This is a genomic window from Phytoactinopolyspora halophila, assembly GCF_003287285.1.
Taxonomy (GTDB): domain Bacteria; phylum Actinomycetota; class Actinomycetes; order Jiangellales; family Jiangellaceae; genus Phytoactinopolyspora_A; species Phytoactinopolyspora_A halophila.
In genome coordinates this window covers 69848-91980 of the sequence record NZ_QMIG01000014.1, presented here as the reverse complement: position 1 = coordinate 91980, position 22133 = coordinate 69848, and the positions used below count along the sequence as shown (strand labels likewise).

Below are 22133 nucleotides of genomic sequence, written 5' to 3'. Positions count from 1 at the left end.
GCGCGCCGGACGCCGAGAGGCTGCCACGGCTCCTAGCCTGAGAATGGCCCCAGCTCGTGGAGGAGAGTCATGCTGCAAGTCAGGTCGGTCAGCCGTTCGTTCGGTACCCACCGGGCGCTGGACGATGTCTCGTTCGACGTCGCTCCGGCACGCATGACCGGGTTCGTCGGCGCCAACGGCTCCGGCAAGACGACCGCCATGCGGATCATCCTGGGCGTGCTCGCAGCTGACGCGGGAACGGTCTCGTGGCGTGGACGTCCGGTGACGCAGGCGGTCCGGCAGCGTTTCGGCTACATGCCCGAAGAGCGTGGCCTCTATCCCAAGATGAAGGTCGCGGATCAGATCATCTACCTGGGTCGGCTCCATGGCATGCACGCTGCTGCGGCGCGACGAAACACGGACGAGCTGCTCGAACAGCTCGCTCTGGCCGAGCGGGCCAGCGATCCGGTCGAGCAGCTCTCACTCGGCAATCAGCAACGCGTGCAGGTGGCGGCCGCACTCGTGCACGATCCCGAGCTCCTCATCCTCGACGAGCCGTTCTCCGGCCTGGACCCGATCGCGATCGAGACCGTGCTCGGGGTGCTTCGCGAGCGTGCCCGACGCGGCGTCCCGGTCCTGTTCTCCAGCCACCAGCTGGAGGTGGTCGAGCGGCTGTGCGACGACCTGGTCATCATCTCGGCAGGTGCGATCGCGGCTAGTGGGCCGCGCGAGGAGCTGCGTTCCAGGTTCGGGCCACCCCGGTTCGAGCTGGTGGTGGATTCCGACGCCGGATGGGTCCGCGACATGCCCGGGATCCAGTTGGTCGAGCTGGATGGCGAACGCGCCGTCTTCGATCTTTCCGACGGCCTGGGCGTCTCTTCGGCTCCGAGCGGTAACGGCGATGGTGGTCACCTCGAACAGACCGTGTTAAATGCTGCCGTGCAGCGCGGAGCCGTCCACCGATTCGGTCCGGTCGTCCCCTCGCTGGCGGAGATCTTCCGGGAGGTCATCTCATGAGTACGCAGACCGTGTCCCCACCGGAGGCGACGGAGGCGACAGAGACGGGAAGCGCGTCGTTCTGGACGGCGAGCCGTCTGGTGGCCGAACGCGAGATCAGCAGTCAGATTCGGTCCAAGGGTTACTGGATCACCTTCGGCATGTTCATCCTCGGCATTCTTGCAATGGGGATCTTGCCGAGTCTGTTCGGCGGGGGAGCACCGTCGGTTGCCACCGTCGGGGCGGAGTCTGAACGTGTCGTGGCAGAGACCGAGCTGGAAGCGCAGCCGGTCGCGGACGCACAAGAGGCAGAGGCGCTCGTCCGGGAGGGCGATGTTGACGCCGCCGTCGTGCCGGATACGGACGGGGAGTCGCCACTCGACGTTCGGGTAATCGGCTTGGAAGACACGCCGGAAGACGTGGTCGCCGCTCTCAGCGTGGCTCCGCCGGTCGATCTGCTTGAGCCCTCCGACGTGAGCTCGGGTGCGCAATACCTCGTGACGTTCGTTTTCGCCCTGTTCTTCTTCGTCTTCGCGATGTACGGCATGCCGCTGGCACAAAGCGTGGTGACCGAGAAACAGACCCGCATCGTCGAGATTCTCGTCTCGACCGTGCCCATCCGGTCACTTCTGGCGGGCAAGATCGCGGGGCATTCGCTGCTGGTCTTCGCGCAGGTCGCGATTCTCGCGATGATCGCGCCGCTCGCCCTGCGCATGGGTGATCAGGGTGCATTGCTGGCGATGCTCGCACCGGCCCTGGGCTGGTTCGTGCCCTTCTTCATTCTCGGCTTCATATTGCTGGCGACGATGTGGTCGGTCGCCGGATCGATCGTCAGCCGGCAAGAGGATCTCGGTTCGAGTACCACGCTGGTGATGATGCTGGTGATGTTGCCGTACTTCGGTGTGACCTTCCTGCAGGACAACGACCTGGCCATGACGATCCTGTCGTACGTGCCGTTCTCCGCGGCGGTGGCGATGCCGGTGCGGTTGTTCAGCGAGGATGCACGAACATGGGAGCCGTTCGCCGCGATGGCGCTCTTGGCAGTGGCGGTCGTGGTGTGCGTTCTGGTAGCCAGCCGGCTGTACTCCGGATCACTCCTGCAGACGGGCACCCGGGTCAAGCTGACGCAAGCGTGGTCACAGGCTGAGTGATGTGACCCGAGTAATGCGGCCTGACCTGATGTGACCTGCGTGTGACTCTGCCCACGTCGGCTGGGTTCGGCATCGAGATGGCGGGTATAGTTGGCTTCCGCGAAGGGGAGTAGCCCCCAATGCCGCGGTTCGACACACTGACGTCGATGTAGACGTCCGGCCGCGCGGCCTCGTGACGAGGCGGGCGAGACCTTCGGCCAAGGCAGACATGCCGGGCCGAGGTCTCGTAGTCCTTCGGTCCGGCACGGACCGAAGGGATCACCGGATGGCCGAGTTCTGGGCCGGCATGCTCATCAGTTTCGGTGTCGTCTTCGTCGCCGAGCTCGGTGACAAGTCCCAGCTTCTGGCGATGACGTTCGCGGCCCGGTACAAGACGTGGCATGTGCTTGCGGCATTGATCGGCGTGGCGGTGACCGTGCATCTCGCGTCTGCTGCTGTAGGCGCGGGCATAGGTGCGGCGTTGCCTACCGGATGGATCAACGTCGTGGCCGGGGTGGCCTTCCTGGGATTCGCCGGGTGGACGCTTCGGGGTGGCTCGGCAGATGACGACGAGCAAGGCGTGACGAGGCGTGCGGCGGGGTCCGCGATCATCACTGTGGCTGGCGCGTTCCTTCTCGCCGAGCTCGGTGACAAGACGATGCTCGCGACGATCACTCTCGCTGCTCAATACCACTGGGTGGGGGTCTGGATCGGTTCGACCGTCGGCCTCGTCACGGTCAGCGCACTTGCGATCGTCGTCGGCCGGATGCTGGGCCAGCGGTTGCCCGAGCACATCGTGCGGTATGGTGCCGCGGCGCTGTTCGTGCTGGTCGGACTCGTCCTGCTCGGCGAGGGCGCCCACACCCTTCTCACCTCCCGCTGATCAGCGGGAGGTGAGAAGGGGTTAGATCCAGCTGTCGAACCACATGCGGCTTCGCCACTCGTCGTATGGGAGCACCGTGTCCACGTGGAGGGGATAGAACCAGGCCGCGACGATGACGACGACGAGTACGAAGGCGCCGGCGATTGCGGCGCCGATCGCGCGCCGCGACGCCGAATCGGACGGTCGGCCGATGACGAACCCGAGCACGTACGCGACGGCGAGCGCGAGGAAGGGAACGATCGCGACGGCGTAGAAAGCGAACGTCGTGCGGTCGGTGTAGAGGAGCCACGGTGCCCACGTCGCCACGACACCGGCCAGGATGGCACCGGGGCGCCAGTCACGGCGCAGGAACCACATCGCGAGGCAGACGATGAGCGCGGCGCAGGCAGCCCACCAGAGAACCGGGTTGCCGAGAGCCAACACTTCCTGGCTGCATTGCTCGGCAGTGCATCCCGCCTCGCCACGGTCCAGACTCTGGTAGTCGAACGAGACTGGTCGGCCGAGGTACAGCCACGTCCATGCGCTCGATTCGTAGTTGTGCTCGCTGGTCAGATTCGTATGGAAGTCCCAGATCTGGCTGTGATAATGCCAGAGGCTGCGCAGCCAGTTGGGCGCCAGGCCACCGAGGCCCGACGGGGGATTCTCGGCCGCCCAGGTCCGGCCCCACGCGTTGCCCGAGAAGATCCAACCCCACCACGAGACCACGTACGTGAGCAGCGCTGAACCGACGATCGTGACGAACGCGACGGGTCCGTCGCGCAGCAGCGAATTCAGCGCTGGGCTCCGGATCCCGGCAGCCCTGCGCGCACTGATCTCCCAGAAGACCGTCATCAGCCCGAAGACGGCGACGACATACACGCCGCTCCATTTCGTCCCGCACGCCAGGCCGAGCATGATGCCCCCGGCGAGCCGCCACGGACGCCAGCTCATGACTGGGCCGTCGCCCAGCGGCAGGCCGGCGGGGAGACGCTGGTTCACCCAAGCCGCGAGCATCGTGCGGCTGTGGTCCCGATCGGCGAGCAAGCAGGCGAACGCGGCGACGACGAACATCGCGAAGATTCCGTCGAGGATGGCCGTGCGATTCACCGCGATCGCCAGGCCGTCGACGGCGACGAAGAGCCCCGCGGTGCAGCCCAGCACGGTCGAGCGGAAGAGCCGGCGGCCCGCTCGGGCGAGCACGATGGCGGCGACGACGCCCGCCAGGGCCGTGGCCAGCCGCCATCCGGCGGGCTCCATCCCCAGAAGCCGGATTCCCTGGGCGATGAGGAACTTGCCGACGGGAGGATGGACGACGAACGAAGGTTCGTCGGTGAAGACGTCGAGGTTGCCGTCGATAATCATTTCGTCGGCGTCGTCGACGGTGGAGCGAGCGTAGCCGAACTGGAGTTGAGCGAACGCGTCTTTCGCGTAGTACGTCTCGTCGAAGATGATCCGATTGGGGCGGCCAAGATCGACCAGCCGGAGAACGGCTGCGACGGCGCCGACCAGGAGCGGGCCAAGCCACCCCCAGACGCGGTCCCCGGGCATCGGCGAATACAGACGTGTCCGTGGCCCGGACTGGATAGGCTTCGCCCGCGCGCCTTGCGGTGCACCGACGGTTGTCTGGGTCACCGGGCCATCTTACGTATGGCGGGCAATTGTGACGTCGAGGCACGGCGCGGCCCTGGTAAGGGAAGATGGGCCCGTGGCGCGTGAGCAGGAGGACACGGGTGCGGGCGTTCTCGTCCTTGCCGGGACACCCATCGGCCGTCCCGACGACGCGACGTACCGGCTGGTGCGCGAGTTGACCACGGCTGACGTCGTGGCTGCCGAAGACACCCGGCGGCTTCGGAGGTTGGCCTCGAACCTCGACGTCCGGTTACCGGGGCGGGTGGTGTCGTATTTCGAGGGCAACGAGGAGTCGCGGACACCTGAACTCGTGAGCGCGCTCCGTGACGGGGCGCGGGTGATGCTGGTCACTGACGCAGGTATGCCGTCGGTGTCGGACCCGGGATACCGGCTGGTGGAGGCAGCGCTCGGAGCCGGTGCCCGGGTGACGGCGGTGCCCGGGCCATCGGCGGTCCTGACGGCTCTTGCGGTGAGCGGGCTGCCCGTTGCCCGGTTTGCGTTCGAAGGTTTCCCGCCGCGCCGGGCGGGAGAGCGCGCCCGGTGGTTCGCCGCCTTGGCCGGAGAGGAACGTACCCTCGTGTTCTTCGAGTCGCGCCACCGGCTGGCGTCCACACTGCGCATGATGGCCGATTCGTTCGGTGCTGATCGTCAGGCGGTGGTGTGCCGGGAGCTCACCAAGCGGCACGAGGAGATCCGCCGGGACGTCCTGGATCGCCTCGCGACGTGGGCGGAGACGGAGAATCCGCTGGGCGAGATCACCATTGTGGTCACGGGTGCACCGGCATCGGCCGGACGTGATCCGAGTGTCTCGCTGGAGGCGGCCGTCGAGACCGTTGCGGAGCGGGTAGCAACCGGATCCAGCCGCAAGGACGCGATCGCTGGCGTGGCTCGCGAGTTCGGCTTGCGCAAGCGGGAGCTCTACGACGCCGTCGTCAACCAGCGCTCGGCCTGATCATCGCGTGTCGAACCGCGCCCGGTCGCCGGTCCCGCCACGCTGCCAGGGACGGGGCCCGTCGAGCGGGCGGTAATTCACGCCCACGGCATCGAGGCGCTGGAGATGAGCAGGCATTCGTGTGGTGACGGGGTGATGCTGGCGGTTGTCCATGCTCGCCCACGCCATGTCCGCGACGGCACTCAGCCGCGGGAACGCGGCGTATTCCACGCTGCGTGGAGTGGGCATGTACTCGGTCCACAGCTGCGCCTGCACCCCGAATATGCGCCCGAAACCAGTCCCTGGGTCACCAGCTGGCGCGTGATCGCCGTCGCCCTGTGGAGCGGCCTCGGAGACATCGGCCGGGGCGGGATCGAAGTCCGCCACTGTTTCCAGGGGCGTATGCCCGTGGATGTGCAGCGGCTCGTCGGGATCGGCCGAGGGATACCAGTCGAGATATACGGCCCTTTGTGGCGCGACGATGACGTCGTGTCCGGCGGCGACGGCCTTGGCCGCCGTAGCGAACTCCCGCCACACCGACACGACGGCATCGCGCGGCGCGCCACCGTCTTCCAGGATCTCGTCCCAGCCGATCACTCGACGACCGTGGAGTCGCGCGTGGTCCGCCAGCTGTGCGGTGAACCACGACTGTAGCTCGCTGACATCGGAGAGCCCGAGCTCGCGGGCACGTGCCCTGGCCGCGTCGCTTTCCTCCCACTCCGTCCGCGGGCACTCGTCACCGCCGATGTGGATGAATGGAGAGTCGAAGATATCAACGACGGTGTCCAGCACGTCCCGGGCGAAGGCGAGCGCTTCATCGGTCGGCGCCAGCACTTCGGAGAAAATGCCGAACGTGGTCGCTACCGGCTTCTGCTGTCCGGTGTTGCCGAGTTCCGGATGCGCGGCCAGTACCGCACGCACGTGCCCGGGCATGTCGATCTCGGGTACGACGGTGATGTGTCGCCGGGCCGCATAGGCAACGATCTCGCGAAGGTCGTCCGTGCTGTAGTAGCCGCCGTGGGGAGTGCCGTCGAATCCGTTGGCAGCCCGCCCGTGCCCGCGCACGGTTTCGGATCGCCACGAGCCGATCTCGGTGAGCTTCGGCCAGCCCGGCACCTCCAACCGCCAGCCTTGATCGTCGGTGAGATGCAGGTGGATGACGTTGAGCTGGTGAAGTGCCGCAAGGTCGATCAGGCGGAGGACGAACTCCTTGGGCTGGAAATGCCGGGCAACATCGAGCATGACACCGCGCCAGCCGAACCGTGGTTCGTCGTCGATCGAGACACAGGGCACCTCGACAGGTCCCGGGGCCACGGGCGCGGTGCGGAGCGTGCTCGGCGGCAGGAGCTGCCGCAGTGTTTGTACCGCCCGGACGAATCCTGCGGGGTGGGAGGACTCGATCGTGACGCCGTCGGTGCGGATGTCGAGGCGATAGCGTTCGATGGCCGTGGAGGGGAACGCGTCGGGGGGTTCCTCACCGGTCTGCGTGAACGTGATGCTCGGTGACGAGTCGTTTCGATGCTTGGCGGTGACCGGGATGTTCAAGCCGGTGCCGGCGCGCAGCGCGTCGTGAAGGAGCCAGGCAGGGTCGGTGGCCGATCCGCGGGCGACGATCACAACATCGTCGGAGAGCAGGAACGTGCCGGGGAGCTCGGTCACGGACAACGGGTGGGGAACCAGATCGACAGGCACGACCTGACCGTATCAACCCTCCCTGGACCTTTGGCATAGGCCATGCCACGGGAGAATCCGGGTGCCCAGGATGTCAGAAACGTGTATATCGATGTGATTCCGGGTGCGTCGAGCACTCTCCTGACGAGGCCACGCACATGTCGATCATAGTCAGTCATAAAGTAAAGGCATTCTTGCCAGAAATTCGGCGATACGACATGTTGGACAGTTTGTCCATATTGCGGCAATGGCCACGATCCGCTCACGTACGCATGAGGTATTTCCGCTACGCTGCTTTCTCGGATTCTCGTCAAGAAAACTCTAGACGCTCTTTTGTCCGAATTCTTCGCGTATGCCCTGGGCATGGACCGATTGGCGGGGTGTGCATGGACCTTTTGGCCAAAGACACAATCAGATTACTATTTCCACTTCATGCCTGGAAGGCGCGCACTGAGGATACTTGACATGTAACTTTATCGATGGATAACGTCCGGTCAGGTTCGTCCAGGAACGCATCATTGCAAGGCGCTCGGCTGGTCCTGGACACTATGCCGGGCCTCAAGCAACCTCCCAAAGGGGAAAAACTCATGACTCATTCCATGACTGGTGCACGGCGGATTCGTCGGTCCGCCGTCGCGACCGTCGCGTGCGGAGCCGCCGCGACTCTGGCGGTTAGCGCGTTTGGAGTGCCGGCCCACGCTGCCGCGCCCGAGAATCCGGGCAACTTCGAGATCAAGGCCGATGGATACTACGGCACCTTCCGGTTCGACTTCGGCGGCGATGTGCCCATCGCCGGAAGTGTTCCCGACCTCGAGGGCAACGCGACCGTCGGCATGGTGCAGAATGAGGTCAACTCGGAAGGGATCGAGGGCCAAGACGGGGACGTCTACTCCCGCTCCATCGGTAGCCTCATCGACGCGAGCGCCATGGACACCGAGATTCCGACACACTTCTACGCGGCGGAACAGGTGGCGCTGCCAGAGAAAGCGGACCCGGACACCGTGGGTGTGCACGATCTCGGGGTACCCGGCATCGGCAACCTGCGCGGAATCTCGTCCGAGGTCAAGGCCAACTGGAACGACGATGTCCTCGGCCACGGCTCGCAGGGTGGTGTGCTCACCGAGCTCTACTCCGGTGTCGGCCAGCTCGACCTCGTCGACGCCGGAGAGGTCGGTCAGCTGAGCGGAATCCTGAGCAGCATGGCTCCCGTCGACCTGCCGGTGGGTGACGGCCCCCTGTTCAGCATGGGTGAAGGTCAGCTGCTGCAGGAGAGCGGCGTCTTCGGCAAGGAGGACGGCAGCCAGGGCGCGTACCTCGAGGTGAGCGGCCGGTTCTCGGACCTGAACCTGCTGGGTGGCGCCGAGAACGGGGGCATCACGGTCGGTCTTGCCGCAGCGTCCGACACGGAGGAGCCCAACGCCTGGGGACGCCTGGAGGCGACCGGTGAGCCCGGTGGCGCCAGCTTTGACTACGAGCTGCCGGCCCTGGAGCTACAGGTCGGTGGCCAAGAGGGCGTGGAGATCGAGCCCGGTTTCGACGAAACGTTCGAGGTGCTTCCGGGCGTGAGTGTGAACATCAACTTTGCCGACTACCGTGACGACGACATCGAGGTGGCTGACGACGGAACGTATGTCGCCGCCTCCGGTGGCGGACTGTCGGCTCGTCTCATCTTCTCGCTTCCCGTTCCTGTTGCGGGCGACATCGAGCTTGGCCATGCCGAAATGGGCATCCTGAGCTTCCCGGAGGCGAGCGTCGAGGTTCCGCAGGGCGGGCTGTACGCCGACGGCGGTGACGATGAGGACGATGACGATCACGAGGTTCTCGGTGTGACGAACTGAGGCTCGTATCACGGGGGCACCCGCGACAGGGAGTTGTCTCCCCACGGCGACGCCACATCGTTCGTCGTTCAATCTCCCGGTCAGCGGGGGGTGCTACGGGGTCCATGACTCCGGGCGCCGGCTGAGAAGGCCCGTGGGTCCACAGGTTGGTGTGCGACCCACGGGCCTTCTCGTATCCACGATGCAGCTCGCGAAATGCCGTGGCTCGGGGCGAATGGAGCGTACGGGGGCGCCTGCACTGGACGCTCTGGCGGGCGCCGCGCGCCTAGACGTAGCGTTCGAGGATGCTGGACTCGGCCAGCCGGGAGAGTCCCTCGCGGACGTTACGCGCCCGGTGTTCACCGACTCCCTCGACCGCCTGAAGATCATCGACGCTGGCAGCCAGGAGTTTCTGAAGCCCGCCAAAGTGGTCGACCAGCCGTTCCACCACCGGCGAGGGCAACCGTGGCACCCGGGCGAGCAGCCGATACCCGCGCGGGCTGACGGATGTCTCTAGTTGGTCGCCTCCGCTGAAGCCCAAGGCGCTCGCCACCTCGCCCAGATCGAGCAGTTCGGTAGCGGAGAGCTCACCGAGGCGTGACATCGCGTCCTCGACCGTGTTGCCTGCATGACTGGCGGACTTGGGCAGGTAGTCGCGGACGATGAGTTCGCGGTCGACGTCCACACCGGCAACGAGTTCGTCGAGCTGGAGGCTGAGCAATCGGCCGTCGGTGCCGAGCTCGACGACGTAGCCGTCGATTTCGGTGGAGATCCGGCGCACCATCTCGAGACGCTGCGCCACGGTGACGACGTCACGAACGGTGACGAGGTCTTCGATCTCCAGTGCGGACAGCGTCCCGGAAACCTCGTCGAGCCGCAGCTTGTACCGCTCGAGCGTGGCCAGCGCCTGGTTGGCGCGTGAAAGGATCTGCCCGGCGTCCTCAAGGACGTGCCGGATGTTGTCGACGTAGATCGCGACGATGCGCATGGACTGGCTCACCGAGATGACGGGAAAGCCGGTCTGCTTGGCCACGCGTTCCGCCGTGCGATGCCGGGTACCGGATTCGGTGGTCTCGATCGAAGGATCGGGAACGAGCTGCGTGGCCGCCCGCAAGATGCGGGTGCAATCCCGGTCGACGACGATGGCGCCGTCCATCTTGGCCAGCTCGCGAAGACCGGTGGCGTTGAACTCGACGTCGAGCGTGAAGCCGCCACTGCTGAGGGACTCGACCGTCGTGTCGTAGCCGAGGACTACGACGGCGCCGGTACGTCCCCGCAGGATTCGCTCCAGCCCCTCCCGCAGTTCGGTTCCGGGCGCGACCGCTGCAAGCGCCTGACGCAGCTTCGCCTCTGCGCCGCTCCTGTCGCTGCCGGGCACATGACCCCCGTCATGACTCGTTGGTGATGGTTGGCTGCCAGTCTAGAGCTGAGAAGTGTAAAGCGCGAGGTCGACACTGACACTTCCGGGCAACAGTCTAAGGGCATGTCATGTCAAGCGCTCAGACAGCCCGGAGCAACCACCGTGACATGGCCCACCCGCACCGTCCTCTCCCGCGCATCGTTCCATTCATGTGGTCACCGGTGCGACTCGTCCACCGGAAACGCGGTGGCCGGATCGGCGACGATGGCCAGGGCCGAGCCGATGTGCTCGACCTCGACGGCGCGGATTCCCGCGGGAATCGGGCCGGGATCGGGTGGTACGAGTGCCGTGCTGAACCCCATGCGCTCAGCTTCGGCAAGCCGTCGTTGCATTCCGGTGACCCTCCGGATCTCGCCAGCCAGCCCGACCTCACCCAGGGCGATCATGCCCATCGGCGTCGCTTGCTGCGCGGATGCGCTGGCGACGGCGATGAGTACCGCGAGGTCGGTAGCGGGCTCGGCGAGCCGCGCCCCTCCGACGGTGGAGGTGAAGACGTCCTTGGTGCTCAGCTGGATTCGGCCCCGGCGTTCGAGGACGGCCAGGACCATGGACACGCGGGCGGAATCGAGACCGCTGTTGGCGCGGCGAGGTGTGTTCAACGCGGACGGTGCCACCAATGCCTGGACCTCGCCGAGCAGTGGTCGTCGCCCTTCCACGGTGACGCTGATGCAGGTGCCCGGAACGGGTGCAGCGTGCCGGGACAGAAAGAGGCCGGTGGGATCGGCCAGTGAGGTGATTCCGGCGTCGGACAGGTCGAAGCACCCCACCTCGTCGGCGGGACCGTAGCGGTTCTTCACCGTGCGTACCATGCGCAGCCTGGAATGCCGGTCACCCTCGAACTGCAGCACGACATCCACGAGGTGTTCGAGGACCCGGGGACCCGCGATCGAACCGTCTTTCGTGACATGGCCGACGAGAACCGTGGCGATGCCCCGTTCCTTGGCGATCCGAATGAGGGTCGACGCGACCTCGCGGACCTGGTTGACGCCACCCACCGGGTTGTCGAGTGTCGGGCTCGCGACGGTCTGGACCGAGTCGAGGATGACGAGGGAAGGCTTGACCTCGTCGATGTGTGTCAAGACTGCGGACAGGTCGGTTTCGGCGGCGAGGAACAGGTGATCGGCTATCGCCCCGGTGCGTTCCGCTCGCAGGCGTACCTGCGCGGCCGATTCCTCTCCGGTGACGTAGAGGGCGCGGCCGGCGTCGAGGGCCCATTTGGCCGTGACATCGAGCAAGAGCGTCGACTTGCCCACACCCGGTTCTCCGGCGAGGAGCGTCACGGCACCTTGGACCAGACCGCCGCCCAGGGCGCGATCGAATTCTTCGACCCCGGTCGGTCTGGACCGGGCCGATTCCAGGCCGACGGCGTTGATCGGCCGTGCAGCCTGGGTGACTGGGCCCGCTGCGGTGTTGCCCGGACGTTGAGCCGCGGCGTCATCGACGGTTCCCCACGCCTGGCACTCGCCGCACCGGCCGACCCACTTCGGGCTCGTCCATCCACATTCGCTGCAACGGTAGATCTGTGCTGCCTTGGCCATGGCTCCACACGGTAACCGCCGCCACCGACACCGGCGTTGAGTCGACGGTCGTCGCCTTCGCCAGAAAGTCGAAGTCGGCGCTACCCAGCGAAGCTAGTACTGGCGCCAGTACAGGTTGACCGCGTAGTCGACACCGGTGCCCGGATGTTCCCGGAGTACGGCATCGGCGACGTCGCGCGGGAGTTCGATCCGCACGACCGCTTCGAACGATGAACGGTCGGGATGCTGCCATCGGATGTCCAGTGGCTCGCGGTGCCACCCGGCACGAGCCCAGAATCGTTCAACTGCGATCGGATCGTAGGTGGGGAAGGCGCGACGGAACCAGTGGCCGAACGTCGACCGGCGCGCGTCGTTGTCGATGACGAAGGCCGTTCCCCCACGGCGCATCACGCGGGCCAGCTCCCGGAGTCCGCGTTCGCAACCCGGGCCGAAGAAGTAGGCCCATCGAGCGTGCGCCACGTCCACCGACGACGGCGGCAGCGGCAGCGCCTGGGCAGTACCTCCGATGGCGACGGCCCGACGGGAGTCGAGAGGGGAGTCGAGGTGTGCGATACGTCGCCGGGCCAACCGGACCAACGGCGGATGTGGCTCGACACCGATAACCCGATGAGCGTCGTGCGCGAACAGCGGGAGGTGATAGCCCGAGCCGCACCCGATGTCGACGACGGTTTGCTTGCTCCAGTCGTGGATACGCCGCATCGCGGTCTCGATCACACGATCCGGGTCGACGCCGCGGTTCTCCGCTTCGTAGGTTCTCGGGTTGTGCCAGATGTTCGGACTGGGTATGACGTCGCTCGACACCGGTTCACCCGCGATCTCGCGCACTCGCCGGATGGGTCAGCAGCGGAAGCCGGGCCGCGAGGAACTGCTCGCAGTGCCGGGCCAGCTCCTCGTATGCGGCGTCTCCAATGAGTTCCCGGAGTTCGGGTTCGTTCGAGCGGAACAGCGGCTCCTTGCCCACGTGTGCCGAGGGGGCGTTGGTGCAATACCAGTCCATGTCATGGCCACCCGCGCCCCAGTCGCGTTGCCGATATTCAGCGATGGTGATCTCCAGATAGGTGCTGCCGTCCGGCCGCGTGACGTCGCGATAGGTTCGTCGCAGCGGCAGCTGCCAGCACACGTCCGGCTTGGTCTGCAGCGGGTGCAGCTCGTTGTGCAATGCGTACATGTGTAGCGCACAGCCGGTGCCGCCGTGGAATCCGGGCCGGTTGTGGAAAATACACGCACCGTCGACGACGCGCGTCTTGCGCTCGCCGTCGTCGTCCGTCTCGACCACGCCGTTGCGTAATCCTTCGTCGCGAAGTTGCCACACGTCGGGACCGAGTTCGCCGGCGTATTCGCGCACCCGTTGTTCGTCGTCGTCATCGGAGAAGTGCGCGCCATGAGTGCAGCAGCCGTCGTTGGGCCGGGACGCGTAGATGCCGGGACAGCCCTGACCGAAGATGCACGTCCACGTCGAAGTGAGCCACGTCAGGTCGCAGCGCAGGATCTGGTCTGAATCGTCCGGGTCCACGAACTCGATCCAGGCCCGGGCCGTGTCCGGTGGTGTCCGGTGCTCATCGGTCCCCATGTGGGACCAGCGTAGACCGCCCACCACGGATTCGTCCCGGGTGCCGGTCAGTTCGTACGTCGGCCGGCTTCCTTAGTGGTCACGGTTCGCTCCTCCGGGCCACTTGCTCTGCCGTGCCATCGGCCGTCACCGCGAACGCGGTGTCGACGGCTGCGGCAAGATGCAGCCGCGTGAATGCCAGTGCCTCGTCGAGATCGGCTTCTCGTTCGGCCGTGCTGCGCGCACGTCTGGTCGTCACTTCCAAGATGACCGCTCCGGACCATTCGCGCTGGGCAAGCCGCTCGAGCAGTGCTGCGCAGGGCTGGCTGCCGCGCCCGGGAACCAGGTGCTCGTCGCGGGCCGAGTTGGTGCCGTCGGTGAGGTGGAGGTGGGTGAGCCGGTCGCCGATCGTCTCGGCCATGTCGAGGGCGTCGTCGCCGGCCACGGCGGCATGCGAGACGTCGAGCGTGAGGTGCTCGTACGGGCCGGGAGCTGGATCCCAGTGCGGCGTGTAGGCGGCGATCTCGCGGCCAGCCGCGCGCCACGGGTACATGTTCTCCACGGCGACCACGATCCCGGTGTCGGTTTCGAGCTCGGCGATGCGCTCCGGAAATTCCTTCGCGTAGTCGCGCTGCCAGCGAAAGGGTGGATGGACGACGACGGTTCTGGCCCCGAGGCGTTGCGCCGCTTCGACCGAACGAGTCAGGCGTATCCACGGATCAGGCGACCATACGCGCTGCGTGATCAACAAGCATGGGGCATGCACCGAGAGGACGGGAACGTCGTAGCGTGCGGAGAGGCGCTCCACCTCGTCGATGTCCTGGCTGACCGGATCGGTCCAGACCATGAGCTCGACGCCGTCGTAGCCCAGCGCCGCAGCCATGCGGAACGCGGTGGCGGTGCCTTGTGGATAGACCGATGTCGTCGAGAGGCCTACGGGTGCATCGGGCACCCGCAACATTCCCAACGCGCTCTGGCGCAGCTCCGACACGTCTCCAAGATTAGACCGGACGGGCCGCGACGTCCGGACGTGGGCATCAACCGATCAACGAGGGATCGAACTCCCAATGCCACGGTTCGGGCCTGGACCCTTCCGGTTGCGCCCAGGAGGGGTTGTGCCATCCGTATTCGCCTCCCGCCGTGGCCAGCCAGTCGTAGAAGGCGCTGGAATACGAATTTGCTCCGCATTCGAAGTCCACGGCCAGTCCCCAGCCATGCTGGCTGGTGCCCGGACGTGCGGCAAGATTCGGTTTCTCCGCATACAGGTCGACCTGCTGGTCATACGAGCGGTAGGCGTTGCCGACGCAGGCGAGCAAGGATTCGCCCGTGGCGTCGGCATAGGCCTCGGCCAGAGCGGCGAACGCGGCAGCGGCGTCGGGACGAAGTTCGTGGCCTTCCCCGACGTCACACAGGTGCTCGGAGGTCAGGCGCCCGTTCGCCACGTCACCTTCGGCGGGGACGGTGGCGTCGCAGTCTGATGGTGGCGGGAATCCGCCCGAGAGGTCACTCTCCGCGCCCGTTGCGGCTGGTCCTGCCGCATCCTCCGGGTTGTCGGCCTCCTCGTCACTGCCGTCGTCCTCGCCGCTCGGAGTGGGCGTGGGAGGTGTGACCGTGGCTTCGGCTTGGCCGGGTTCCTCCGAGTCCGCTGCCCGCCGCCCGTCGGGCGGATCGGGCGAGCGCTGCGAGTTGCGGGACGTGTCGCCGGCCGCTTCGTCCCGCAGTTCCGAGAGCGCCTGGAGGTCTTGGGATGCCTCGCGTCCATGTTGCTCTCCGGCCGTGGGAGGTCCCGAGACCTCGGCAGATTGGAGAGATGCCACAGCGGCGCCGGTGAGCACCAGGATGGAGAGGGCCCACCGGAGGTTTCCGGGCCGTCTGTGCCGGCTGACGGGATGTCTGGCGGTTCTGCGGTGTCGCGTGCGCGCATGGCGACCGGATCGCACAGGCATGCTCCCTCGGACTCCCTTTGAAGATCACGAAATAGTAACGCTCGGGAAGCGTAACATGTTCGTGTTGTCGCCTTTGTCGTTCCGGTATCTCGAACCGTGCGGCACTCATGGCGGCAGGCTCGTGTGCTGCGCTCCTGTTTCCGGCAGTCAGCGCGCTGGCGGGTTCTCCACGCTGTCGAGGTGATCGAGGCGCCGCAAGATCATGCCCTCGCGCAGTGCCCACGGGCAGATGTCGACGGACTCCACGTCGAAGAGATCCATCGCGGCGTCGGCGACCACGGCGCCGGCCAGCAGCTGTTCGGAACGACCCCGCGGTACACCGGCCAGCTTCGCGCGCTCCGCCGCCGGCATCTCGGCGAGCCTGCTCACGATCTCCTGCGCGTCGGCGTGGCGGAGAGTCCGGCGCACGTACGGCCCGTCCGCCGAGGGCGCCGCGCCGGCGATTCGCGCGAGGGAGCGGAACGTCTTGCTGGAAGCCACTGCATGATCGGGAAGTCCGAACCGGTGGACTTTGCCGACGACGTCCGCGATCTCGGCGCGAACGTGTCGTCGCAGCTCCCGCAGTTCGTCTTCGGATGGCGGATCCGTCGTGAACCACTCCTGGGTGAGCCGTGCGGCTCCGAGGGGAAGGGAGAGCGCGACGTCGGGGTCCTCGTCGATTCCCATGGCGAGTTCGAGGGAACCGCCGCCGATGTCGAAAGACAGAAGCCGTCCGGCAGACCAGCCGTACCACCTCCGGACGGCAAGAAAGGTCAGCCGGGCCTCGTCCTCGCCGGAGAGGGTGGTGAGATCTACACCCGCTTCGTGCCGGACTCGTTCGATGATCTGCTCACCGATCGCCGACTCCCGCAGGGCGGATGTTGCGAAGGCCAGCATGGATGTCGCCCCTTTGTCTTCGGCGACGCCGGCAGCGTACCGGCAGTATTCGACCAGCCGGTCGGCGCCAGCGCTCGTCGCGGCGTCGGAGCCGCTCACCACGTCGACGAGGCGCAGGTCGGCCTTCTCCTTGTGTGCGGGCAACGGCTTGGCGCCTCGATGGGCGTCCACGAGAAGCAGGTGTACGGTGTTTGACCCGACGTCAAGGACCGCGATGCGCATAGTTCCGAGGCTACCGGCCCGGACACCGAGCGGCTGTTTGAAGACGGGCCATTGCCTCCACGAGGGCGCGCTGGGGCCCAGCGCATCGGGATCACTGGCGCAGCGTGGCGCGCTCCCGGTGGCTGGGTCCGGCATTCACTCCCGCGGTGGGTGCCGGTGTGGTGCCGCGTGCCGGGTCGGATAGCTCGATGCCGCTTCGCCCCTGGCTGTGCGGGCTCGGAGCGCGGGCAGCGGCGAACATCGGCTGGGCTGGTCGACGAGCTTCCTTCCACCGTTCTATCCCGTACGCGATGCCGAGTCCGGCGAGAACGACGATCCCACCGACGATGCCGTCGATGATGAAATGGTTGCCGGAAAGTACGATCGCGGCGAACATCGAGATCGGCATGATCACGCCGAAGGCGGTGGCGATACGGCGCTTGCTGACGGCGATCCAGGCAATGCTCAGCAGGAGGATCCACCCGAAGTGCAGGCTTGGCATGGCGGCGTATTCGTTCACGAACGGCGACGCCGTGAAGTTGCGGTACGTCTCGGAGTTCTCCGCTACCGTGTCGATGAACCCTTGCTCGGGAAGGAAGCGCGGTGGAGCGAGGGGGTACAGTGCGAAGATGACCAGCGTGATGGCCCCGGAGGCGAGCAATGCGTTCCGGTAGAGCGTGTAATGATCGGGATGACGGACCAGCAGCCAGGCGAGCGTCCCGATCAGGACCGGCCAGTATCCACCTATGTAGATGGCGTTGACGATATTGATGGCCACGTCGTTGTCGGCGATCCATGCCTGCATATCGGACTCGACGAAGAAGCCGAGCGTTGACTGGAACGAGATCACCCTCTCGGCGTTCTCGAAGGCGAGATCTACGCGATCGTCCGTGAGGCCTCGCACCAGGGAATACAGCAGAGTAGCCGTGGCGACGAGCAATCCCTCACGTATGCCGCGCCATGCGCGGCTGCGGCCAGATATGTCGCGTTCCGTAGTCAGTACCCCGTCTTCCATGACGTCCGGACCTCCAACGTGCGTGGGCTTGCCAACCGGCAAGCACGATTTGATGCTAATACTTGCCGGCAGGTAAGTGCCGCCTATTGGTGTGGAGAGTTCACGTGATTCCGGCCACAAAGTCCTGAGGAGTTGGCACCGATGGATGACAACGCGAGAGAACTCGAGTCCGACATGGGCGCCCGCATTAGAAGCGTGGCACTGGAATTGTTCACCAAGCAGGGCTACGAGAAGACGTCACTTCGCCAGATCGCGGAGCGGCTCGGTGTCTCGAAGGCAGCGGTCTATTACCACTATCGAACGAAGGTGAGCATCCTCGACGACCTACTCCGGCCGCTGGCGGACGGCGAGGAAGAGATCATCGACGCGGCACACTACGTCTCGGTGGAAAAACCGGAAGGTCGCTACCAGATCATCGTGCGGTTCATCGACCTCTTGCTCGAACACCGGGAGCTGGCCACGTACGTGATGACCGACATCGTAGGTGCGAGCAACTCGCGGATGGTGCCGCGCCTGCAGCGATATGATCGTCAGCTCATCGAGATGCTCTCGCCGGAAGGCGTGCCCCGGGCAGAACAGGTGCGGGCTCTCTCCGCGTTCGGCGCGGTCATGGCCGTGCTGACCCTTGCAGAAGTACCGAGCGAGGAGCTACGCCCACTGGTTCTTCAGACGGCCCGGGATGCCCTGCGCGTCCCGGACGTCGTGTCGTAGAAACAACGGACAGTGGTGGCGGGCGGTTCGTCGCTGACGTGCCATACCCTGGCCTCGTCGTTGTGCGAGGGTGCGGAGTCGAGGGAAAGGGGCAGCCACATTGCCAGGATCGTTGTCTCGGTCGTTGCTGTTACGTGCGGCCCGGAGTACACGTTTGCGAGATGCGGTCGAACGAGTCGGTCCGACCCGTCGACTGGTGGCGCGGTATGTCGCGGGCGAAGAGACCCATGACGCCGTCCGGGTTGCCAGTGACCTGGTCGATCAAGGGCTGACCGTCACGATCGATCACCTCGGAGAAGATACGAACGACAAGTTACAAGCAAAGCGAGTGGCCGATGCCTACGTGGCGTTGCTCGAGGCGTTGGATGTGGCTGGCCTCGCTGCTTCCGTCGAGGTGTCGGTGAAGTTGTCCGCGGTTGGCCAGGCGCTGCCGGCCGGTGGCGAGGCGATCGCGCTCGATCACGCCCGGCGCATCTGCGCGGCTGCGCGCGAGGCCGGAACCACGGTCACGCTCGACATGGAAGATCACAGCACGACCGATTCGACCCTCGACATCCTCGGGCGCCTGCGTACGGACTTTCCGGAGACGGGCGCGGTGCTCCAAGCCTATCTGCGCCGGACCGAGGACGACTGCCGCAACCTCGCCTACGCGGGCTCGCGGGTTCGGCTGTGCAAAGGTGCCTACGACGAGCCGCGAAGCGTGGCGTATGTCAGCCACCGCGAAGTCGACCGTGCCTACGTGCGCTGTGCCAAGATTCTGCTGGCAGGAAACGGTTACCCCATGCTCGCCACGCACGATCCGCGGCTTGTGGAGATCGTGGGTTCACTTGCGGCGAAGTACCGGCGCGAGCAGGGCAGCTACGAGTATCAGATGCTTTACGGCGTCCGTCCGGAAGAGCAGCGGCGGCTGGTGCGAGCCGGGGAGCGCGTACGCGTATACGTGCCGTACGGTGAGGATTGGTATGGATACTTGGTCAGGCGTCTTGCGGAGCGCCCGGCCAATCTGTCTCTCTTCCTGCGATCGGTGGCGAGTAAACGATGACGGTAGCGATTCTCGGGGTCGGAGCCATGGGCGAGGCCCTGCTCTCTGGACTGGTGCGAGCTGGAAAGCGGGTAGACGAGATCTTGGTGACCGAACGTCGCCCGGATCGGGCTAAGGAGCTCACCGAGAGGTACGGGGTCGAAGCGATGGAGAACGCGACGGCCGTCAAGCGTGCCGACACCGTGGTCATCGTTGTCAAACCCCAGGATATGAGCAGTCTGCTGGACGAGATCGCCAGCTCGATGCGGCCCGGGCACCTCGTGGTGAGCCTGGCGGCCGGAATCACCACGGCGTTCATCGAGTCGCGGCTGCCGGAGGGGACCCCCGTGGTGCGCGTCATGCCGAACACACCTGCCCTGGTCGACGAGGGAATGGCCGCGATAGCGCCCGGATCGCATTGCGACGACGCGCACATCCGTGAAGTCCAGGAGCTGTTGAGTTCCACGGGCCGGGTGAGCAGGGTTCCCGAGAAGCAGCTCGACGCCGTCACCGCGATTTCCGGTTCGGGTCCGGCCTACGTGTTCTACGTCGTCGAAGCGATGATCGAAGCGGGCGTGCACATGGGGCTGCCGCGTGCCACGGCTACCGAGTTCGTCGTCCAGACGTTGGTCGGCTCGGCCAAGCTGTTGCGTGAAACGGGTGATCATCCGACGGTGTTGCGGGAAGGCGTGACATCACCGGGAGGAACCACTGCGGCGGCGATCCGGCTGCTCGAAGAAGGAAAGGTACGCGCGGACTTTCTCGCGGCCATGGAGGCGGCGCGGGACCGCTCCCGGGCGTTGTCCTCCGGCCAGATCTAGCGGCCGGAGCAGAGCGTCGGCCCATGCGTGATGCGCCGTCTGAGTGCTCGCCGCGGGCACGTGTGGGTATCCGGAAGGTGTTCTAAGGTCGATGACTATGGTTGAGCCGGACACCACCGTGCACGTTTCCTGGGATGACGAGCTGACGAGCTACAACTTCGGGCCCGGGCATCCAATGGATCCGGTGCGGCTGGCCTTGACCATCCGGCTCGCACGTGACCTCGGTATCCTCGACCTTCCCGGCGTGCACGTCGTGCCTCCGGAAGCGGCGCCGGACGATGTCCTCACGTCGGTACACACCCCCGACTTCGTCGCGGCCGTCCGTGCGGCCAGCGCGGATACGAGCCGGCTCGATCTCTCCTATGGTCTCGGCACGGGTGACGTGCCGTGCTTCGAGGGTATGCACGACGTCAGTGCGAAAATCGTCGGCGGAACCGTTGCGGCGGCCCGGGCCGTGTGGGAGCGATCGACCACCCATGCCGCCAACATCGCGGGCGGGCTTCATCACGCGATGCCTGGCTTGGCTTCCGGGTTCTGCGTCTACAACGATGTCGCGGTGGGTATCCAGACCCTGCTCGACGCCGGTGCCCAGCGGATCGCATATGTGGACGTCGACGTACATCACGGCGATGGCGTGCAGGCCGTCTTCTACGACGACCCCCGCGTCTTGACCATCAGTCTGCACGAGTCGCCGCAGACGCTCTTTCCCGGTACGGGTCACCCGTCGGAGGTCGGTTCCCGTGCGGCGGAGGGCGCGGCAGTCAACGTCGCGATCCCACCGGGTACTGGCGATGCGGGCTGGTTGCGTGCATTCCACGCGGTCGTCCCGCCGCTTCTCCGGGCGTGGCAGCCGCAGATGCTGGTGACGCAGCACGGGTGCGACAGCCACCTCGAAGATCCGCTAGCACATCTGGCGCTGACCGTTGACGGGCAGCGGGCTTCGTATGCCTCGCTGCATGCATTGGCACACGAGCTGTGTGAAGGCCGATGGCTGGCCACGGGAGGCGGCGGGTACGCCCTGGTCGACGTCGTACCACGGGCGTGGACGCATCTGCTAGCTATCGCGGCGGGCTCGCCGATCGATCCGCAGACGCCGGTGCCGGCCGCCTGGCGGGAATATGTACGTGCCGCCGGGGGCGTGGTGGCCCCTTCGCGGATGACTGATGGCGCAAAGGGAACGTACACCGCGTGGGAGCAAGGTTTCGATCCGGCCGATGCCGTCGACCAGGCCATCCGGGCCACGCGTTCCGCAGTGTTCCCGTTGCATGGCCTGGATCCGGGCCTGTGATCGATTCTAGATCACGAAACGGTATCAACTGCGTTGAAACCGTATCTTGATCGAATTCAGTCGGGCTGCTCCCCTTTCCCATCCGTCACATCAGCCACTACCATCGAGATACACGCTGCCGATGTCGAAGCGCGAGAGACGTGCCACCGGCGCCGTGGTGGAGGAACGATGACGACGAGCGGACCGGGTGTGCCCCCAGAACAACCGTTGGGAGAGGTGCGCTTCCTGACGGTTGCCGAGGTCGCGACCGCAATGCGGGTTTCCAAGATGACGGTGTACCGCCTGGTGCATGCGGGCACGTTACCGGCCGTGCAGGTGGGTCGCTCGTTTCGTATACCGGAGAGCGCTGTCCATGAGTATCTGGACAACTCGTACGTCCAGGGAATGGAAGCCGGCTGAACATCGGAGGCGAGCGCGGCTGTCGAGCAGAGCCGTTCGACCTGATTGGACTTCACTCTAGGTGCTCTAGATAGGCTGACATCTCAATCGTGCGCAGAAGACCATCCCGGAATCTCGGTTGGGTGGCATGGATTCTGATCCGCGATTGTCCGGTGTCCGTCTGACTCGAGTGAGGTTGCCCAGTGGGGTCTGTGGTCAAGAAGCGGCGTAAGCGCATGGCGAAGAAGAAACACCGCAAGCTCCTGCGGCGCACACGAATCCAGCGTCGCCGTCGAGGTAAGTAGGCCAGGTACCACAGCGAGGCATGGACCGTATCGATTCATCAGGTGGCCT

Annotated in this window: 21 protein-coding genes; 11 read left to right on the top strand and 10 right to left on the bottom strand. The window is 65.9% G+C overall.

Annotated elements, in window-relative coordinates; all coding sequences use genetic code 11:
• Positions 1-69: 69 nt before the first annotated feature.
• The 3 genes from DPM12_RS13640 (at position 70) to DPM12_RS13630 (ending at position 2988) form a co-directional block, all read left to right on the top strand.
• On the top strand, positions 70-996 hold the full coding sequence (locus DPM12_RS13640; RefSeq protein ID WP_112258875.1) for an ABC transporter ATP-binding protein: 927 nt from the start codon (positions 70-72) through the stop codon (positions 994-996).
• Positions 993-2126 carry an ABC transporter permease gene (locus tag DPM12_RS13635; RefSeq protein ID WP_112258874.1) on the top strand — a complete coding sequence of 378 codons (1134 nt, stop codon included), beginning with the start codon at positions 993-995 and terminating at the stop codon, positions 2124-2126. The genes DPM12_RS13640 and DPM12_RS13635 overlap by 4 nt, the downstream gene beginning before the upstream one ends.
• A 265-nt stretch (positions 2127-2391) precedes the next feature.
• Positions 2392-2988 carry a TMEM165/GDT1 family protein gene (locus tag DPM12_RS13630; RefSeq protein ID WP_112258873.1) on the top strand — a complete coding sequence of 199 codons (597 nt, stop codon included), beginning with the start codon at positions 2392-2394 and terminating at the stop codon, positions 2986-2988.
• A gap of 21 nt (positions 2989-3009) precedes the next feature.
• Here the strand turns inward: DPM12_RS13630 and DPM12_RS13625 are convergent, their stop codons facing one another.
• Positions 3010-4599, bottom strand: a complete 1590-nt coding sequence (locus tag DPM12_RS13625) for a dolichyl-phosphate-mannose--protein mannosyltransferase (protein WP_211658967.1) — start codon at positions 4597-4599, stop codon at positions 3010-3012.
• 73 nt (positions 4600-4672) lie between these two features.
• Between DPM12_RS13625 and rsmI the strand changes: the two genes are divergently transcribed.
• Positions 4673-5548, top strand: coding sequence for a 16S rRNA (cytidine(1402)-2'-O)-methyltransferase (gene rsmI / locus DPM12_RS13620; RefSeq protein ID WP_211658966.1), 876 nt, complete (start codon positions 4673-4675; stop codon positions 5546-5548).
• Here the strand turns inward: rsmI and DPM12_RS13615 are convergent, their stop codons facing one another.
• Positions 5549-7219 (bottom strand): beta-N-acetylhexosaminidase, encoded by a 1671-nt coding sequence (locus DPM12_RS13615; RefSeq protein ID WP_112258870.1) that lies wholly within the window; start codon positions 7217-7219, stop codon positions 5549-5551.
• Between the two features lie 665 nt (positions 7220-7884).
• On the opposite strand from DPM12_RS13615, the gene DPM12_RS13610 reads away from it, so the two are divergent.
• Positions 7885-9036, top strand: a complete 1152-nt coding sequence (locus DPM12_RS13610) for a hypothetical protein (RefSeq protein ID WP_123788591.1) — start codon at positions 7885-7887, stop codon at positions 9034-9036.
• 265 nt (positions 9037-9301) lie between these two features.
• Here DPM12_RS13610 and disA read toward each other — a convergent pair whose 3' ends face one another.
• The 8 genes from disA to DPM12_RS13570 form a co-directional block, all read right to left on the bottom strand.
• On the bottom strand, positions 9302-10393 hold the full coding sequence (disA, locus tag DPM12_RS13605; RefSeq protein WP_112258868.1) for a DNA integrity scanning diadenylate cyclase DisA: 1092 nt from the start codon (positions 10391-10393) through the stop codon (positions 9302-9304).
• Positions 10394-10590: 197 nt separating this feature from the next.
• The gene (radA, locus tag DPM12_RS13600) at positions 10591-11973 is read right to left on the bottom strand and encodes a DNA repair protein RadA (protein WP_112258867.1); all 1383 of its coding nucleotides are present in this window, start codon (positions 11971-11973) and stop codon (positions 10591-10593) included.
• A gap of 93 nt (positions 11974-12066) precedes the next feature.
• Positions 12067-12774, bottom strand: a complete 708-nt coding sequence (locus DPM12_RS13595) for a class I SAM-dependent methyltransferase (protein WP_211658965.1) — start codon at positions 12772-12774, stop codon at positions 12067-12069.
• A gap of 4 nt (positions 12775-12778) precedes the next feature.
• Complete coding sequence (locus DPM12_RS13590; protein ID WP_112258866.1) at positions 12779-13543, bottom strand: DUF3109 family protein; 765 nt, start codon at positions 13541-13543, stop codon at positions 12779-12781.
• A 79-nt stretch (positions 13544-13622) separates the two neighbouring features.
• On the bottom strand, positions 13623-14483 hold the full coding sequence (locus tag DPM12_RS13585; RefSeq protein ID WP_112258923.1) for a sugar phosphate isomerase/epimerase family protein: 861 nt from the start codon (positions 14481-14483) through the stop codon (positions 13623-13625).
• A gap of 76 nt (positions 14484-14559) precedes the next feature.
• Positions 14560-15339 carry a M15 family metallopeptidase gene (locus DPM12_RS13580; RefSeq protein ID WP_158542886.1) on the bottom strand — a complete coding sequence of 260 codons (780 nt, stop codon included), beginning with the start codon at positions 15337-15339 and terminating at the stop codon, positions 14560-14562.
• Between the two features lie 276 nt (positions 15340-15615).
• The gene (locus DPM12_RS13575) at positions 15616-16566 is read right to left on the bottom strand and encodes a Ppx/GppA family phosphatase (protein WP_112258922.1); all 951 of its coding nucleotides are present in this window, start codon (positions 16564-16566) and stop codon (positions 15616-15618) included.
• A 91-nt stretch (positions 16567-16657) separates the two neighbouring features.
• Entirely contained in the window at positions 16658-17560 is a 903-nt protein-coding gene (locus DPM12_RS13570) for a phosphatase PAP2 family protein (RefSeq protein ID WP_112258864.1), read from the bottom strand.
• 141 nt (positions 17561-17701) lie between these two features.
• Between DPM12_RS13570 and DPM12_RS13565 the strand changes: the two genes are divergently transcribed.
• From DPM12_RS13565 to DPM12_RS13540, 6 genes are all read left to right on the top strand, one after another.
• On the top strand, positions 17702-18271 hold the full coding sequence (locus DPM12_RS13565) for a TetR/AcrR family transcriptional regulator (protein WP_112258863.1): 570 nt from the start codon (positions 17702-17704) through the stop codon (positions 18269-18271).
• Between the two features lie 112 nt (positions 18272-18383).
• Positions 18384-19313, top strand: a complete 930-nt coding sequence (locus DPM12_RS13560; RefSeq protein ID WP_112258862.1) for a proline dehydrogenase family protein — start codon at positions 18384-18386, stop codon at positions 19311-19313.
• Complete coding sequence (proC, locus tag DPM12_RS13555) at positions 19310-20113, top strand: pyrroline-5-carboxylate reductase (RefSeq protein ID WP_112258861.1); 804 nt, start codon at positions 19310-19312, stop codon at positions 20111-20113. Before DPM12_RS13560 ends, proC begins: the two co-directional genes overlap by 4 nt.
• Positions 20114-20204: 91 nt before the next feature.
• A complete protein-coding gene (locus DPM12_RS13550; protein WP_170313703.1) occupies positions 20205-21401 on the top strand; it encodes an acetoin utilization protein AcuC in 1197 nt (398 codons plus the stop codon).
• A gap of 168 nt (positions 21402-21569) precedes the next feature.
• On the top strand, positions 21570-21800 hold the full coding sequence (locus tag DPM12_RS13545) for a helix-turn-helix domain-containing protein (protein WP_112258859.1): 231 nt from the start codon (positions 21570-21572) through the stop codon (positions 21798-21800).
• 182 nt (positions 21801-21982) lie between these two features.
• Positions 21983-22084: a 30S ribosomal protein bS22 gene (locus DPM12_RS13540; RefSeq protein WP_112258858.1), complete on the top strand. Its 102-nt coding sequence runs from the start codon at positions 21983-21985 to the stop codon at positions 22082-22084.
• Positions 22085-22133 lie beyond the last annotated feature (49 nt).

Coding starts and splice junctions, on each gene's coding strand:
- DPM12_RS13640 (WP_112258875.1), top strand. CDS start 70: ATGCTGCAAGTCAGGTCGGTCAGCCGTTCGTTCGGTACCCACCGGGCG.
- DPM12_RS13635 (WP_112258874.1), top strand. CDS start 993: ATGAGTACGCAGACCGTGTCCCCACCGGAGGCGACGGAGGCGACAGAG.
- DPM12_RS13630 (WP_112258873.1), top strand. CDS start 2,392: ATGGCCGAGTTCTGGGCCGGCATGCTCATCAGTTTCGGTGTCGTCTTC.
- radA (WP_112258867.1), bottom strand. CDS start 11,973: ATGGCCAAGGCAGCACAGATCTACCGTTGCAGCGAATGTGGATGGACG.
- DPM12_RS13590 (WP_112258866.1), bottom strand. CDS start 13,543: ATGGGGACCGATGAGCACCGGACACCACCGGACACGGCCCGGGCCTGG.
- DPM12_RS13585 (WP_112258923.1), bottom strand. CDS start 14,483: ATGTTGCGGGTGCCCGATGCACCCGTAGGCCTCTCGACGACATCGGTC.
- DPM12_RS13575 (WP_112258922.1), bottom strand. CDS start 16,566: ATGCGCATCGCGGTCCTTGACGTCGGGTCAAACACCGTACACCTGCTT.
- DPM12_RS13570 (WP_112258864.1), bottom strand. CDS start 17,560: ATGGAAGACGGGGTACTGACTACGGAACGCGACATATCTGGCCGCAGC.
- DPM12_RS13565 (WP_112258863.1), top strand. CDS start 17,702: ATGGATGACAACGCGAGAGAACTCGAGTCCGACATGGGCGCCCGCATT.
- proC (WP_112258861.1), top strand. CDS start 19,310: ATGACGGTAGCGATTCTCGGGGTCGGAGCCATGGGCGAGGCCCTGCTC.
- DPM12_RS13550 (WP_170313703.1), top strand. CDS start 20,205: ATGACTATGGTTGAGCCGGACACCACCGTGCACGTTTCCTGGGATGAC.
- DPM12_RS13545 (WP_112258859.1), top strand. CDS start 21,570: ATGACGACGAGCGGACCGGGTGTGCCCCCAGAACAACCGTTGGGAGAG.